The sequence below is a fragment of the Burkholderia sp. B10 genome (genome assembly GCF_004368385.1).
GTDB classification, from domain to species: domain Bacteria; phylum Pseudomonadota; class Gammaproteobacteria; order Burkholderiales; family Burkholderiaceae; genus Burkholderia; species Burkholderia vietnamiensis.
Genome location: NZ_PQMX01000109.1, coordinates 1 through 14,264, shown reverse-complemented (window position 1 = coordinate 14,264; position 14,264 = coordinate 1). Strand labels below are relative to the sequence as shown.

The 14,264-nt window shown below is 71.8% G+C and carries 12 protein-coding genes and 1 pseudogene; 8 read left to right on the top strand and 5 right to left on the bottom strand.

All coding sequences use genetic code 11. The features are described 5' to 3' along the window. Positions 1–385 precede the first annotated feature (385 nt). Entirely contained in the window at positions 386–1,477 is a 1,092-nt protein-coding gene (locus tag C3Y15_RS29535; RefSeq protein WP_124260133.1) for a LysR substrate-binding domain-containing protein, read from the bottom strand. A gap of 106 nt (positions 1,478–1,583) precedes the next feature. On the opposite strand from C3Y15_RS29535, the gene C3Y15_RS29530 reads away from it, so the two are divergent. Further along, a complete protein-coding gene (locus C3Y15_RS29530; RefSeq protein WP_059894320.1) occupies positions 1,584–2,996 on the top strand; it encodes an MFS transporter in 1,413 nt (470 codons plus the stop codon). 139 nt (positions 2,997–3,135) lie between these two features. Here the strand turns inward: C3Y15_RS29530 and C3Y15_RS29525 are convergent, their stop codons facing one another. From C3Y15_RS29525 to C3Y15_RS29515, 3 genes and pseudogenes are all read right to left on the bottom strand, one after another. Continuing rightward, a complete protein-coding gene (locus C3Y15_RS29525) occupies positions 3,136–5,361 on the bottom strand; it encodes a xanthine dehydrogenase family protein molybdopterin-binding subunit (protein WP_069239243.1) in 2,226 nt (741 codons plus the stop codon). Beyond that, the gene (locus C3Y15_RS29520) at positions 5,358–6,356 is read right to left on the bottom strand and encodes a xanthine dehydrogenase family protein subunit M (RefSeq protein WP_011886194.1); all 999 of its coding nucleotides are present in this window, start codon (positions 6,354–6,356) and stop codon (positions 5,358–5,360) included. Before C3Y15_RS29520 ends, C3Y15_RS29525 begins: the two co-directional genes overlap by 4 nt. An 18-nt stretch (positions 6,357–6,374) precedes the next feature. Further along, positions 6,375–7,107, bottom strand: a pseudogene (locus C3Y15_RS29515) (2Fe-2S iron-sulfur cluster-binding protein). A 545-nt stretch (positions 7,108–7,652) separates the two neighbouring features. On the opposite strand from C3Y15_RS29515, the gene C3Y15_RS29510 reads away from it, so the two are divergent. Beyond that, positions 7,653–7,931 carry a hypothetical protein gene (locus C3Y15_RS29510; protein WP_069246345.1) on the top strand — a complete coding sequence of 93 codons (279 nt, stop codon included), beginning with the start codon at positions 7,653–7,655 and terminating at the stop codon, positions 7,929–7,931. 49 nt (positions 7,932–7,980) lie between these two features. Further along, positions 7,981–10,101, top strand: a complete 2,121-nt coding sequence (locus C3Y15_RS29505) for a phospholipase C, phosphocholine-specific (RefSeq protein WP_069246346.1) — start codon at positions 7,981–7,983, stop codon at positions 10,099–10,101. Positions 10,102–10,143: 42 nt separating this feature from the next. On the opposite strand, the gene C3Y15_RS29500 is transcribed toward C3Y15_RS29505, so the two are convergent. After that, positions 10,144–10,767, bottom strand: a complete 624-nt coding sequence (locus C3Y15_RS29500) for an alpha/beta hydrolase (RefSeq protein WP_011886198.1) — start codon at positions 10,765–10,767, stop codon at positions 10,144–10,146. 243 nt (positions 10,768–11,010) lie between these two features. Between C3Y15_RS29500 and C3Y15_RS29495 the strand changes: the two genes are divergently transcribed. The 5 genes from C3Y15_RS29495 to C3Y15_RS29475 are packed head-to-tail and all read left to right on the top strand — an operon-like array spanning position 11,011 to position 14,089. Next, the gene (locus C3Y15_RS29495; protein ID WP_011886199.1) at positions 11,011–11,448 is read left to right on the top strand and encodes a VOC family protein; all 438 of its coding nucleotides are present in this window, start codon (positions 11,011–11,013) and stop codon (positions 11,446–11,448) included. A gap of 4 nt (positions 11,449–11,452) precedes the next feature. Beyond that, positions 11,453–12,394, top strand: coding sequence for a glyoxylate/hydroxypyruvate reductase A (locus tag C3Y15_RS29490; protein WP_014723766.1), 942 nt, complete (start codon positions 11,453–11,455; stop codon positions 12,392–12,394). Positions 12,395–12,423: 29 nt separating this feature from the next. Next, positions 12,424–13,356 carry a hydroxymethylglutaryl-CoA lyase gene (locus tag C3Y15_RS29485; protein WP_011886201.1) on the top strand — a complete coding sequence of 311 codons (933 nt, stop codon included), beginning with the start codon at positions 12,424–12,426 and terminating at the stop codon, positions 13,354–13,356. A gap of 23 nt (positions 13,357–13,379) precedes the next feature. Further along, the gene (locus C3Y15_RS29480; RefSeq protein WP_011886202.1) at positions 13,380–13,886 is read left to right on the top strand and encodes a YbaK/EbsC family protein; all 507 of its coding nucleotides are present in this window, start codon (positions 13,380–13,382) and stop codon (positions 13,884–13,886) included. Continuing rightward, positions 13,883–14,089 (top strand): DUF1289 domain-containing protein, encoded by a 207-nt coding sequence (locus tag C3Y15_RS29475; RefSeq protein ID WP_011886203.1) that lies wholly within the window; start codon positions 13,883–13,885, stop codon positions 14,087–14,089. Before C3Y15_RS29480 ends, C3Y15_RS29475 begins: the two co-directional genes overlap by 4 nt. Positions 14,090–14,264 lie beyond the last annotated feature (175 nt).

Below are 14,264 nucleotides of genomic sequence, written 5' to 3'. Positions count from 1 at the left end.
GTGTGCCGGGGCGCCGGGTGAACCGCAAGCGGTGCGTTTCGCCGACCGGACGGCGCCGCTGCGCGACACGGCCGTCGGCGCGCGGGCGAGTGAGCGAGTGAGCGAGTGAGCGAGTGAGCGAGTGAGCGGGCGAGCGGGCGAGCGGGCGAGCGGGCGCGCAGGCGAGCGGGCGAGCGGGCGAGCGGGCGCGCAGGCGAGCGGGCGAGCGGGCGAGCGGGCGCGCAGGCGAGCGGGCGAACGCGGCGGACGATCGAACGGGCTACCGTCGATGCGGCGGCGTGCCGGACGCTCACGCCGCCCATCGAAGCCTGAGCGCCAGCGGCGAGCGCGCCCGCCCACTCTCAAACTGCACGCGCCGCCTCGCCCGACACCGCCCCGACGAACCTCAGGCCGCCAGCGCCACCGCGTCGCGCCGGGTCGCGTCGCGCACGGCCTGCGTCACGATCTGTGCGAGCCGTTCCACGGTCGGCGTCGCCGACGACGTGCGGCGCAGCAACAGCAGCGGCAGGCTCGGCAGCGCGGGCAGGCCGCACGCGGCCGTGTCGAGTGCGCGCACCGACGCGGGCAACCCGTAATGCGAGCGCACCGTGACGCCCAGCCCGGCCGCCGCGGCCGCCCATAGTCCGGCCAGGCTCGGCGTGGTGAATGCGACGCGCCACGGCAAGCCCGCGCGGTCGAGCGCGTCGGTCGCCGCGGCGAAGAAGCGGCACGGCCGGTCGAACACGACGAGCGGCAGCGGCTCTCCACGCTCTGCCTGCTCTGCCTGCTCTGCCTGCTCTGCCTGCTCTGCCTGCTCTGCCTGCTCTGCCGGCGCACCCGGCGTGCGCTCCGCGGCGGCGCTCGCAGCGCCGTCGCGTGCGGCATCCGGCATTGCGCCGGCGTCGGCCACGCCGACGTCGCCCGCGCCCACGGCCGCGATCCACTGCATCGGCACCTGGGCGATCGCGTCGCTGTCGATGCCCGCGCGCGACATCAGGCTCGCCGATGCCGGATCGCCCCACACGAGCGCGAGATCGAGCTGGTTCGCGTCGAGCCGCTCGAGCAGCTCGGCATTGCGCGCGACGCGCGCCTCGATCCGCACCTTCGGATGCGCGCGCGCAAAACGCCCGAGCACGTCGGGCAGGATCGCTTCGCCGAAATCCTCCTGCAGCCCGACCCGCACCCAGCCGTCGAGATTCACGCCGCGCACGGCCGCGGCCGCTTCGTCGTTCAGTTCGATCATGCGGCGCGCGTAGCGCAGCATCGCGTCGCCCGCGTCGGTCAGCGCCAGCCCGCGCCCGGCCTTCACGAACAGCGGCGTGCCGGCCTGCTCCTCGAGCTTGCGGATCTGCGCGCTCACCGCCGACGACGAGCGCGCGACGCGATCGGCCGCCTTCGTGAAGCTGCCGAGGTCGACGCCCGCCACCAGGCTGCGCAGCGCCGCGACATCGAAATTGGGACGCGCAAGCGCGGCGTCGCTAGGGTCTCGCATCGGCATCTCGATCATCCTGTTTTGTCGAACGATTCATCAAAAACTTTCCGATTTTCAGGATGAATGTAGGTCGCCACACTGACGATGTCAATTTGCACACGGACCCGTCGTCATGGATACCTCCTGCCTCGCTTCCCCGTCCGCGCGCGCCGGCGCTGCGCGCGGCCCGGCCCATCGCTGGCGCGTGCTCGCTGCCGGCGTCGCGGCGAACATGAGCTTTTCGGCCGCCGCGGCCGGCATTCCGACCACCGCCGTGTGGATGCGCTCGGCCTATCGCCTCGACAACGCCGCACTCGGCCTCGTGCTCGGCGCGCTGGGCTTCGGCGTCGCGCTGTCGGAGTTGCCGTGGGGCATCGCGGCCGATCGCTTCGGCGATCGCCGCGTGCTGCTCACCGGCCTCGTCGCGACCGCCGCGATGCTCGCGGTGATGGTCGCCGCGATCGTGCCGAGCGCGCATGCCGTGCCGCCGCTGCTGCGCGTCGTCGCGGCGATGTGCTGCGTCGGCCTGCTCGGCGGCAGCGTGAACGGTTCGAGCGGACGCGCGGTGATGCGCTGGTTCGGCGAACGCGAACGCGGGCTCGCGATGAGCATCCGGCAGACGGCCGTGCCGCTCGGCGGCGGCGTCGGCGCGGCGCTGCTGCCGGCGCTCGCGTCGCATGCGGGCTTCGCCGCGGTGTACGGCGCGTTGATGCTGCTGTGCGCGGTGTCGGCGGCGCTCACGTGGCGCTGGTTGCACGAGCCGCCGGTTGGGGTGGTTGCGTTCGCGCCGTCCGCCACTTCCGCCGCATCGGTCGCGACGGCTACATCCGGCGCATCGGACTCATCGGTCGCATCCGCCGCATCGGTCCCATCGGCAACATCCCGCACATCCGACACATCGGCCGCATCCGCCGCGCCGTCCACCTCGAGCACCTCGACAACGCCGCCCGCCGCACAGCAAGCGTCCGCCGCTCCCGCGCGCGGCCCGCTGGCGAGCGCCCGCGTGTGGCGCATCGTGCTCGGCATCGGCGCGTTGTGCGCGCCGCAGTTCGCGGTGCTCACGTTCGCGACCGTGTTCCTGCACGATTTCGGCCGGCTCGGGCTCGCCGGCATCAGCACGGCGATGGTCGCGCTGCAGGCCGGCGCCATGGTGATGCGCGTGTGGAGCGGCCGCCATACCGACCGGCACGGCAACCGGCGTGCGTACCTGCGCGGGTCGGTCTGCGTCGCGGCCGGCGCGTTCGCGCTGCTCGCCGCAGCGACGGCCGCCAGCCCCTACGTACCGCTCGGCGCGATCGTCGCGATTCTCGTGTTCGCCGGCATCTGCGTGTCCGCGTGGCACGGCGTCGCGTACACCGAACTGGCGACGCTCGCCGGCGCGAACCACGCGGGCACCGCGCTCGGGATGGCGAACACGGTCGTCTATCTCGGCCTGTTCGCCACGCCGCTCGCGATCCCGCCGCTGCTCGCCGTTAGTTCGTGGAGCGTCGTATGGCTCGCGACCGCGTTGATCGCAGCGGCGACTTATCCGCTGTTCGCACGCTAACTCACGAGCTAATCGACGGACCAAGCCACCCGCCGACTCACGCGCGGGCGAGTCGGCGCGCGGCACATGCAGCCGCAGCCGCGCGCGACAACGCCCCATGCGCAGCAACTTGCGGCGCAGAACCCCGCGCCGCTGACGCTCAGCCCATCGCCGACGTCACCACCTTGTCGAGCGTGATCGGCAGATCGCGCACGCGCACGCCGGTCGCGTGATAGACGGCATTGGCGATCGCGGCCGGCACGCCGGTGATGCCGATCTCGCCGATCCCGCGGATGCCGAGCGGATTGAAATGCGTGTCGCGCTCGTCGACGAAGATCACGTCGAGTTCGCCGATGTCCGCGTTCACCGGCACGTGATATTCGGCGAGGTTCGCGTTCGTGAAGCGGCCGTGCCGCACGTCGAGATACGACCCCTCCTCGAGCGCGGTGCCGAGCCCCCACACCATGCCGCCGATCAGCTGGCTGCGCGCCGTCTTCGCGTTCAGCACGCTGCCGACGCTGTATGCGCCGACGATGCGCGGCACGCGGATCGTGCCCAGCTCGGCGTCGACGTGCACCTCCGCGAACACCGCCCCGAACGAATGCGACGCATAGCGCGACTTCTCGTCGCCCGGCTTCGTCGTCGCCTGCACGTCGATCGGCCGGCCGCCCGCGCGCGCGATCACCGCCGCGGCGGGATCGCGCCGCGACGGATCGCGGCGATGCACGACCCAGCCGTCGTCGACCGTCACGTCGTCGGCCGCGACGCCGTGCAGCGGCGAACCGGGTGCGCCCACGGCCAGCGCGATCAGCTGCGCGCGCGCCTGCAGCGCGGCCTCGCGCACGGCAGGCGCGACGCTCGCCGCCGTCTGCGAGCCGCCCGACACCGGTGCGCGCGGCAGCCCGGAGTCGCCCAGCACGAAACGCACGTCGCGCAACGCGAAGCCGAGCGCATCGGCGGCCACCTGCGTCATCACCGTGTAGGTGCCCGTGCCGATGTCCTGCGTGCCCGATGCCACTTCAGCCGTGCCGTCCGGCAGAATGCGCGCGCGCGCCGACGCCTCGCTGCGGTTCGCCGGGTACGTGGCGGCCGCCATCCCGAGGCCGATCAGCGTGTCGCCGTCGCGCATCGTGCGCGGCGCGCCGGTGCGGCGCGACCAGCCGAAGCGCTGCGCGCCGAGCCGGTAGCACGCGCGCAGTTCGTTGCTCGACCACGGCTTGCCGTCCTGCGGATCGACCTGCGCGTAGTTCGCGAGCCGCAATTCGACCGGGTCCATCCGCAGCTGCCACGCGAGTTCGTCCATCGCCGACTCGAGCGCGAACGACCCCGACGCCTCGCCCGGCGCGCGCATGAAGGTCGGCGTGCCGACGTTCAGCGACACGATCCGGTGCGTCGTCGCCTGGTTCGGCACCGCGTACATGATCCGCGACGGCATCCCGCACATCTCGGTCCAGTCCTCGAACGTCGAGGTGGTCACGACCGAATCGTGGCGCATCGCGGTCAGCGTGCCGTCGGCGCGTGCGGCCAGCACGACGCGCTGCTCGGTGTACGGCCGCGAGCCGACCGGGCCGAACATCTGCGGTCGCGTCAGCACGAGCCGCACCGGCCGACCGGCCTGCTTCGCGGCCATCGCGCACAGCGACACGTGCGACCACGACGAACCCTTGCAGCCGAAGCCGCCGCCGAGGAACGGCGACAGCACGCGCACCTGCTCCGGCGCGATGCCGAACACCGCGGCCACCGCGGTGCTCGCGCCCGCCACGCCCTGCGTCGCGTCGTGCAGCGTGAGCGTCGGGCCGTCCCAGCGGGCCATCGTCGCATGCGGCTCGATCGGGTTGTGATGCTGCATCGGCGTCGTGTAGGTCGCGTCGATGCGCACCGCGCCTTCGCGCAGCCCCGCGTCGACGTCGCCGCGCTGCGTGTCCATCGGCCGCCCCTGCTGCTTCGGCGGCACGCGCGCGGCCGCCTTCTCGCGCGCGAAATCGAGCGCGGCGGCGCCCGGGCGATAGCGCACGCGCACCGCATCGGCGGCGGCGCTCGCCTGCTCGAGCGTCTGCGCGACGACGACCGCGACGGGCTCGTTGCTGTAGCGCACCGTGTCGTCCTGCAGCAGCGTGAGGTGCCGGCCCGCGGGCGGCGACAGCGGCGGCCGGCCGCCGTTGGGCAGCCGCATCGCGTTCTCGTGCGTGATCACGAGCAGCACGCCGGGCATCGCCCGCGCACGCGCCGTGTCGATCGATTCGATCCGCCCGGCCGCGATCGTGCTCGTCACGAGCACCGCGTGCGCGAGCCGCGGATCGGCGAATTCCGCCGCGTAATGCGCGCCGCCCGTCACCTTCAGCATGCCGTCGACGCGATCGAGCGGCTGTCCGGTCAGCGTGTTCATGCTGCACCTCCATTGGCTGCGGCGCGTTTCACCGCGCGCACGATCGCGCGCTGCGCGAGCGCGACCTTGAACGCATTGCCGTCGAGCGGCCGCGCATCGCGCAGCGCGAGCGCGGCGGCGTCGTGCAGCAACGCATCGGTCGGCGCGCGTCCCGCGAGATGCTGCTCGGCGAGCGTCGCGCGCAGCGGCTTGTGCGCCACACCGCCGAGCGCGATGCGCGCCTCCTCGATGCGCGCGCCGTCCATCCGCAACGCGGCCGCCACCGACACGAGCGCAAACGCGTAGCTCGTGCGATCGCGCACCTTCAGGTAATGCGCATGGCCGGCGAAGCGCGGCGGCGGCAGGTCCACCGCGGTGATCAGCTCGCCGGGCGCGAGCGTCGTGTCGAGATCGGGCCGGTCGCCGGGCAGGCGGTGAAACGACTCGAACGGGATCTGCCGCGCGCCGCGCGGGCCGCTCACCTGCACGACGGCGTCCAGCGCGGCGAGCGCGACGCTCATGTCCGACGGGTTCACTGCCACGCACTGCGGACTCGCGCCGAGAATCGCATGCATCCGGTTGTGGCCGCCGATGGCCGCGCAGCCGCTGCCCGGCTCGCGCTTGTTGCATTGCGCGAAGGCCGTGTCGTAGAAGTACGGACAGCGCGTGCGCTGCATCAGGTTGCCGCCGATGGTCGCCATGTTGCGCAGCTGCGCCGACGCGCCCGCGAGCAGCGCCTGCGACAGCAGCGGATAGTCCGCGCGGATGCGCGCATGATCGGCCGCATCGCTGTTGCGCACGAGCGCGCCGATCCGCAGCCCGCCGTCGGGCAGCGCGTCGACCGTATCGAGGCCCGCGATGCGCGTGATGTCGATGAGCGCGACCGGTCGCGCCACGCCGCCCTTCATCAGATCGAGCAGGTTCGTGCCGCCGCCGATGAACGCCGCGCCCGGACGCTGCGCCGCGCGCACCGCGCCGGCGACGTCGGCCGCACGTTCGTAGGTGATCGCTTCCATTGCGATGCCCTCCGCCGGCTATGCGCTCGCCGCGTGCGCGGCGCGCACGGCGGCGACGATGTTGGAATACGCGCCGCAGCGGCACAGGTTGCCGCTCATGCGTTCGCGGATCTCGGCGTCCGTCAGCTGCACCGGGCGATGCCGCACGTCGGCGGTGACCGCGCTCGCCGCGCCGGCCGCGAACTCGTCGAGCAGCGCGGTCGCGGCGCACACCTGGCCGGGCGTGCAGTAACCGCACTGGAACGCATCGTGTGCGACGAACGCGCGCTGCACCGCGCTCGGCACGCCGTCGCGCGCGAGCCCTTCGACCGTCGTGATGCGCTGGCCTTCGTGCATCACCGCGAGCGTCAGACACGCATTGATGCGCCGCCCGTCGACGAGCACCGTGCAGGCGCCGCACTGCCCGCGGTCGCATCCCTTCTTCGTGCCGGTCAGCCCCGCGTACTCGCGCAGCGCGTCGAGCAGCGTGACGCGCGGCTCGAGTTGCAGCGTGTACGCGCGTCCGTTGATGTCGAGATGCACCGGCCGCGCGGGCACCGCGTCGCGGTGCGCAGGCGGCGCTGCGGCGGCCTCGCCCTGCGCATGCACGTGCGGCGCGGCGCCGACCGTCGCGGCGGCCGCCGCCGATTGCAGGAAGCGGCGACGCGCCGCGCTCGACGGCGTATCGGCCGGCTGCGACGGCGCCGGCCGGCCTTCGCCGAGCGGCGCGCCCGGGTTCGGCAGATGAGGAATCGGATCGATCGGTGGACATGAGTTCTGCTCGCTCGATGAGGGATGGACGCGGATAGGCGGCCCGTGCCGGACCGGTCGTGCGCGAGCGCGCGCGCAGCGGCCCTCGGAGCAATTCCGGTGCCGCGCAGCAGCGATGCCGGCGTGCGTGCGCCGAGCACTCGGCCGGGATCGCGATGCGCGGCCGTATCCGAGCGCTGGATGGCGGCACGCTGACGCGCTGCTGGCAACGCGCCGACGAAGCGGCAACAAATACCGGCTCGCGGCATCGGAGGCGACATATCGACCGCCGCTCGCGCGCTGGCCGCGTCGCACTGCGCGCACATCGCGCGCGACACCGGTTCGCGCCTTCGCGTTGCACACGCATGTAAATGCGGCACGTCGTGCGCGTCCCGCTGGCAAATTCCGCCATGCACGTCTGCCTCGTGCAGCCTTCGCCGAAAGCCACGGGACAGCTTCGCGAAAGCGTTTCGCGATCATGTTCCGGTCGCAAACGATTCACCGAAACGTCGCATCGCGCCGGCATACTGGAAAACGTTTGCCGATCAGCCTGCCAGGAGAGAAGTGATGCGTCGTGTCGTCGTTGCCGCCGTTCTGTGTGCCACCGCGCTCGTCGCCGCCTGCAGCGACGACGCGCCGCACGACGAGCAAGCGGCCGACGCGTCGCAGCAGGCCGGCGCGTCGTCGGGCACCGCGAGCGCGTTCAACAGCGATGCCGGCGCGCACGCTGCCGCGGCGGATGCCGCGCCGCTCGCGCCGCCCGTCGTCCACTTCCCGCCCGACGACGACGACGATGCAAAACCGGCGGCCGATGCGTCGGCCGCCGCGGCATCGTCGCCGCATTGATCGCGCCGTCCCCGCTCCCGTCCCGCTCGCAGAACCGAGGTAAAACGACATGACGTCATCCAGCCGCCGCCGTTTCCTGCATACCGTCGCGCAATCGGCGGGCGCCGCCGTCGCGCTCAACGCCTTCCCCGAATCGATCCGCCGTGCGCTCGCGATTCCCGCCGCGCGCGGCACCGGCACGATCCGCGATGTCCAGCACATCGTCGTGTTCATGCAGGAGAACCGCTCGTTCGACCATTACTTCGGACACCTGCGCGGCGTGCGCGGCTACAACGACCGCTTCCCGATCCCGCTGCCGAACGGCAAGCCGGTGTGGTACCAGCCGTCGAAGGAGGATCCGGGCAAGCCGGTGCTGCCGTTCCGGCTCGACACGAAGACGACCAGCGCGCAATGTCTCGGCGCGCTCGACCACTCGTGGGCGAAGACGCACGCGGCGATCGACGGCGGCCGCTACGACCAGTGGCCCGCGAACAAGACCGACATGACGATGGGCTATCACGTCCGCGACGACATCCCGTTCCACTACGCGCTCGCCGATGCGTTCACCGTCTGCGACAACTATTTCTGCTCGCTGCCGGGGCCAACGCACCCGAACCGCTCGTACCTGATGACCGGCACGATCGATCCGACCGGCAAGTTCGGCGGCCCGCTGCTCGACAACGCCGACTACGTCGACGGCGACCTGCCGCCCGCCTACCAGCTGCTGTCGTGGACGACCTTCCCGGAACGGCTCGAGGCGCGCGGCGTGTCTTGGCAGATCTACCAGCAGGGGCTCACGTGGGCCGATCCGTACAACGGCAACTACGGCACCAACATCCTGCAGAACTTCGCGAACTTCATCGACGCGAAGCCGGGCTCGTCGCTGTATCAGCGCGCGCAGACGGTGCGCACGCTCGACAACCTGAAGGACGACGTGATCAACGACCGGCTGCCGCAGGTGTCGTGGCTGCTGCCGCCGGCCGCGTTCTCCGAGCATCCGAAATACACGCCCGCGTACGGCGCGAACTACACGTCGCAGATCCTCGACGCGCTGACGTCGAACCCCGACGTGTGGGCGAAGACGGTGCTGTTCATCATGTACGACGAGAACGACGGCTTCTTCGATCACGTCGTGCCGCCGCAGCCGCCGACCTCGGCCGCGCAGGGCGCCTCGACGGTGACCACCGACGGCGAGCTGCACACGGTCGTGAACCCCGGCCGCGGCGGCAGCTATACGGCCGACGGGCTGCCGTACGGCCTCGGGCCGCGCGTGCCGATGACGGTCGTGTCGCCATGGTCGAAGGGCGGCTTCGTGTGCTCGCAGGTGTTCGACCACACGTCGGTGATCCGCTTCATCTGCGAACGCTTCGGCGTCGACGAGCCGAACATCACGCCGTGGCGCCGCACCGTGTGCGGCGACCTCACCGCTGCGTTCGACTTCCGCTCGTCGGACGCGACCTTCCCGGCGCTGCCCGACACGAGCCAGTACCGCTCGATCGCCGACCAGCAATGCACGTCGCAGCCCGCGCCCACGGTGCCCGCGACGCCGTCGCCGATCGATCCGCAGGAGCCGGGCGTGCGGCCGGCCCGCGCGCTGCCGTACGAGCTGCACGTGAACGCGAGCATCTACGGCGGCAACACGCTGCGCATCGAGTTCGCGAACCGCGGCAACCAGGGCGCGCACTTCCACGTGTACGCGACGAACCGCACCGACGGCCCGTGGCGCTACACGGTCGGCGCGCGCCGCGTGCTGCACGCGGACTTCGATCTGACCGAGACGAACGGCGCGTATGCGTTCTCGGTGTACGGCCCGAACGGGTTCGTGCGGGTCTTCGCGGGCGACGTGTCGGCCGCGACGGCGCGCCGCCGCAACCATGCGCAGCCCGAGGTGAAGGCCGGCTACGACGTCGCGAACGGCAATCTGTATCTGAAGCTGCGCAATCATGGCAGCGGCCACGTGACGTTGACGCTGACCGACAACGCGTACGGCGCGCCGTCGCGACAGGTCACGCTGCACGGCGGCGACGAGCGCGTCGAGCAATGGGCGCTCGCGGCGAGCCATCATTGGTATGACGTGACGGTGAGCGACGGCGCGAACCCCACGTTCTCGCGGCGCTTCGCGGGCCACGTCGAGAACGGCCGGCCGAGCTATTCGGACCCAGCGGCGGTGAAGCCCGTCACGGTGTCGTAAGCGGGGTGACGCGGGGTGTGACGCGGGCGCGCGCCGCGCGCGTCACACCGCATGCGCGAGCGCGCGCTCGACGAGCGCGCGGTCGAAGCCGTCGGCCGCGTCGCGAAAGCGCAGCGGCGCCGCGCAATGCACGAGCGTGTCGATGAAATACTTCGCGCGCGGCCACGGCCCGAAGCCCGCCGCGGTGTTGACGTGCCCCGCGTCGCCGAGGTTCACGAACGCGCTGCCGAGCTGCCGCGCGAGCGTGCGCGCGTCGGCGAGCGGCATCCACGGATCGGTCTCGCTGCCGATCACGATCGACGGCACCGCGAGCCGGCGCGCGTCGAACGGCCCGGCGAACGTGAACTTCTTCGGACTGGCCGGCGCGACGAGCAGCACGCCCGCGACGTCGGCGGCCTGCGGCCATTGCGCGAGCGCATGCGCGGCGGCGAGGCAGCCGAAGCTGTGCGCGGCCAGCACGAACGGGCCGCGCTCGCGCTCGAGCAGCGCGCGCACCGACTGCGCCCAGCGCACGAGGTCGGGCGCATCCCAGTCGGCCTGCTCGACGCGCAACGAACGCGCGAACTGCCGTTCGAGCCAGCTCTGCCAGTGGGCGCCTTCGCTGCCGTGCAGGCCCGGAACGGTCACGAGCCGCGGCGGCCACGCCGATTTGCTGCATGCGCGCATGATTGCCCTCGCTTGCGTTGCTTGAAGACGAGCGTCGATTCTCGCGCGCCGCGCATCGCGGCCGAACCAATTTTTTGTGCTTTGCTTGTGCGCCGGCGGCACGCGCCGCGGCCGCTCGCCGTCGCCGGCATCCCGGCGACGGCGCAACGCGCCGCGAGACCGTAGAATGTGGGCTTCCCGCTTGCCACGCACCGGATCGGAGCCGCGCGCCGCCGCGCCGTTCCGGTCGACAGGAGATGCCCGATGTCCGCTTCGCCCGCCGGCGCGCTGCGCCCGTTCCATCTCGCCTTCCCCGTGACGAGCCTCGCCGCCGCGCGCGCGTTCTACGGCGGCCTGCTCGGCTGCGCCGAAGGCCGCAGCTCGGAACACTGGGTCGACTTCGACTTCTTCGGTCACCAGCTCGTCGCGCATCTCGCCCCTGACGAGACCGGCAGGAGCGCGGTGAATCCGGTCGACGGCGACGACGTGCCGGTGCGCCATTTCGGCGTCGTGCTGTCGATGGACGAATGGCATGCGCTCGCCGACACACTCCGCGCCGCGCACACGCGTTTCGTGATCGAGCCGCACATCCGCTTCAAGGGCGAGGTCGGCGAGCAGGCGACGATGTTCTTCCTCGATCCGTGCGGCAACGCGCTCGAGTTCAAGGCATTCGCCGACATCGGCCAGCTGTTCGCGAAGTAAGCGGATGAAGCTCCTGTTCTATACGCCGCACCAGGAAGCCGGCGCATGGCGCGACGCGCTCGCGCACGCGCTGCCCGACGCCGAGCTGCGCGAGTGGCAGCCGGGCGACACGGCCGCGGCCGACTACGCGCTCGTGTGGCGCGCGCCGCGCGCGCTGTTCGCGCCGCGCGAGCGGCTGCGCGCGATCTTCAATCTCGGCGCCGGCGTCGATGCGCTGCTCGCGCTCGAGCGCGCGCATCCCGGCACGCTGCCGCCCGACGTACCGCTCGTGCGGCTCGAAGATTCCGGCATGGCGCAGCAGATGATCGAATACGTGACGCACGCGGTGCTGCGCTACCTGCGCCGCTTCGACGAATACGACGCGCTGCAGCGCGAGCGGCGCTGGGAGGTGCTCGAGCCGCATCCGCGCGGGCGCTTCACGGTCGCGGTGCTGGGCCTCGGCGTGCTCGGCGCGCAGGTCGCGCAGGCGCTCGCCGCGCTCGGCCTGCCGGTGCGCGGCTACAGCCGCAGCCCGAAGCAGCTCGACGGCATCGCGACCTTCGCCGGCGAGCATGCCTTCGACGCGTGCATCGACGGCGCGAAGGTGCTCGTCAACCTGCTGCCGAGCACGCCCGACACCGACGCGATCCTGTCCGCGCGCACCTTCGCGCGGCTCGCGCCGGGCGCGTACCTGGTGAACGTCGCGCGCGGCGCGCATCTGGTCGAAGCCGACCTGCTCGACGCGCTCGCGAGCGGCCGCATCGCGGCCGCGACGCTCGACGTGTTCGAGCACGAGCCGCTGCCCGCCGACCATCCGTTCTGGCAGGCGCCGCGCATCACGATCACGCCGCACAGCGCCGCGCTGACGCTGCGCGACGAAGCCGTCGAGCAGATCGCGGGCAAGATCCGCGCGCTCGAGCGCGGCGAGCCGATCGGCGGCATCGTCGACCGCGCGCGCGGCTACTGAATTCGCACAACATGACACTGGAGACAACCATGACGTTCCCCACCGCCGTCAAGATCGTCGAAGTCGGCCCGCGCGACGGGCTGCAGAACGAGAAGGCCTTCGTGCCGACCGACGTGAAGATCGCGCTCGTCGACCGGCTGTCGCGCGCCGGCTTCCGCAACGTCGAGTCCGCATCGTTCGTGTCGCCGAAGTGGGTGCCGCAGATGGCCGACGGCGCCGACGTGATGGCCGGTATCGAGCGTCGCGCGGGCACCGTGTATTCCGTGCTCACGCCGAACCTGAAGGGCTTCGAGAACGCGCTCGCCGCACGCGCCGACGAAGTGGTGATCTTCGGCGCGGCGAGCGAGGCGTTCTCGCAGCGCAATATCAACTGCAGCATCGCGGAAAGCATCGCGCGCTTCGAGCCGGTCGCGCAGGCGGCGAAGGACGCCGGCCTGCGGCTGCGCGGCAGCGTGTCCTGCGCGCTCGGCTGCCCGTACCAGGGCGACGTGCCGGTCGCCTCGGTGGTCGACGTGGTGGAGCGCTTCGCCGCGCTCGGCTGCGACGAGATCGACATCGCCGACACGATCGGCGTCGGCACGCCGAAGCGCACGCGCGAGGTGCTCGCGGCCGTCACGCGCGTGTTCCCGCGCGAGCGGCTGTCGGGCCACTTCCACGACACCTACGGCCAGGCGCTCGCGAACATCTATGCGGCGCTGTTCGAAGGCATCGAGATCTTCCACGCGTCGGTGGCCGGCCTCGGCGGCTGCCCGTACGCGAAGGGCGCGACCGGCAACGTCGCGACCGAAGACGTGCTGTACCTGATGCAGGGCCTCGGCATCGACACCGGCATCGACCTCGCGCAGGTGGTCGCCGCCGGCGACTTCATCTCCACTGCGATCGGCCGCGCGAACGCATCGCGCGCCGGTCGCGCACTGCTCGCCCGCGCGCAGAGCGCCGCCGACGCGCCGAGCTGCACCTGAGCCTCACACTTCCGGACTCACCCATGACGACACCCACTCCGTTCGACACCCTCCCCGATTCCGCGCGCCGCGTCGCGCTGCTGCTGCGCGAACGCGGGCATGCGAAAGACATCGTGATGCTCGCCGAAACCGGCAAGACCTCCGCCGAAGCCGCGGCCGGGCTCGGCTGCGCGGTCGCGCAGATCGCGAAGTCGATCCTGTTTCGCCGCGAGTCGGACGGGCTGCCGGTGCTGGTCGTCGCGAGCGGCGCGAACCGCGTCGACGAAAAGAAGGTCGCGGCGCAGGTCGGCGCGGTCGGTCGCGCGGACGCGAAGTTCGTGCGCGACAACACCGGCTATGCGATCGGCGGCGTCTGTCCGATCGGCCATCTCGTCGAACCGGTCACGCTGATCGATGCGGATCTCCTCGCGCTCGACAGCCTGTGGGCGGCCGCCGGCCATCCGCACGCGGTGTTCAACCTGTCGCCGCAGGAGCTCGTCGCGCTGACGGGCGCGCCGGTCGCCGACGTCGCGCTGCGCAACGACGCATGAGCGACACGCCGGTACCGGTCGGCACGGTGACCTCGCCGTGCACCGACGTCTGCAGGATCGATCCGCGCACCGACTGGTGCGCGGGCTGCCTGCGCACCCGCGACGAAATCAAGGGATGGCGCGCGTCGGACGACGACGCGCGACGCGCGCTGCTCGCGCGCCTCGATGCGCGCCGACGGCTGATCGCACGCAGCGGCGCATAAAAAAATGCCGTTCGGCCTGCGTGGCGAACGGCATGAGATCGGAATCCTGTGAACGTGATCAACGTCACAGCCCGCATCATACGAGCGACCGTGCTGCATCGCATCGGGTGTTTCCCTACAACTTCTTACAGTGGCGTGGGGGAGTGAGCGGGGGGGGCGCGGATCGGGCTTGGGG

What these genes read in the sequence shown, in the direction of transcription:
- C3Y15_RS29535 (WP_124260133.1), bottom strand. Translation starts at nt 1,477, where the DNA reads ATGCCGATGCGAGACCCTAGCGACGCCGCGCTTGCGCGTCCCAATTTC.
- C3Y15_RS29530 (WP_059894320.1), top strand. Translation starts at nt 1,584, where the DNA reads ATGGATACCTCCTGCCTCGCTTCCCCGTCCGCGCGCGCCGGCGCTGCG.
- C3Y15_RS29525 (WP_069239243.1), bottom strand. Translation starts at nt 5,361, where the DNA reads ATGAACACGCTGACCGGACAGCCGCTCGATCGCGTCGACGGCATGCTG.
- C3Y15_RS29520 (WP_011886194.1), bottom strand. Translation starts at nt 6,356, where the DNA reads ATGGAAGCGATCACCTACGAACGTGCGGCCGACGTCGCCGGCGCGGTG.
- C3Y15_RS29510 (WP_069246345.1), top strand. Translation starts at nt 7,653, where the DNA reads ATGCGTCGTGTCGTCGTTGCCGCCGTTCTGTGTGCCACCGCGCTCGTC.
- C3Y15_RS29505 (WP_069246346.1), top strand. Translation starts at nt 7,981, where the DNA reads ATGACGTCATCCAGCCGCCGCCGTTTCCTGCATACCGTCGCGCAATCG.
- C3Y15_RS29500 (WP_011886198.1), bottom strand. Translation starts at nt 10,767, where the DNA reads ATGCGCGCATGCAGCAAATCGGCGTGGCCGCCGCGGCTCGTGACCGTT.
- C3Y15_RS29495 (WP_011886199.1), top strand. Translation starts at nt 11,011, where the DNA reads ATGTCCGCTTCGCCCGCCGGCGCGCTGCGCCCGTTCCATCTCGCCTTC.
- C3Y15_RS29490 (WP_014723766.1), top strand. Translation starts at nt 11,453, where the DNA reads ATGAAGCTCCTGTTCTATACGCCGCACCAGGAAGCCGGCGCATGGCGC.
- C3Y15_RS29485 (WP_011886201.1), top strand. Translation starts at nt 12,424, where the DNA reads ATGACGTTCCCCACCGCCGTCAAGATCGTCGAAGTCGGCCCGCGCGAC.
- C3Y15_RS29480 (WP_011886202.1), top strand. Translation starts at nt 13,380, where the DNA reads ATGACGACACCCACTCCGTTCGACACCCTCCCCGATTCCGCGCGCCGC.
- C3Y15_RS29475 (WP_011886203.1), top strand. Translation starts at nt 13,883, where the DNA reads ATGAGCGACACGCCGGTACCGGTCGGCACGGTGACCTCGCCGTGCACC.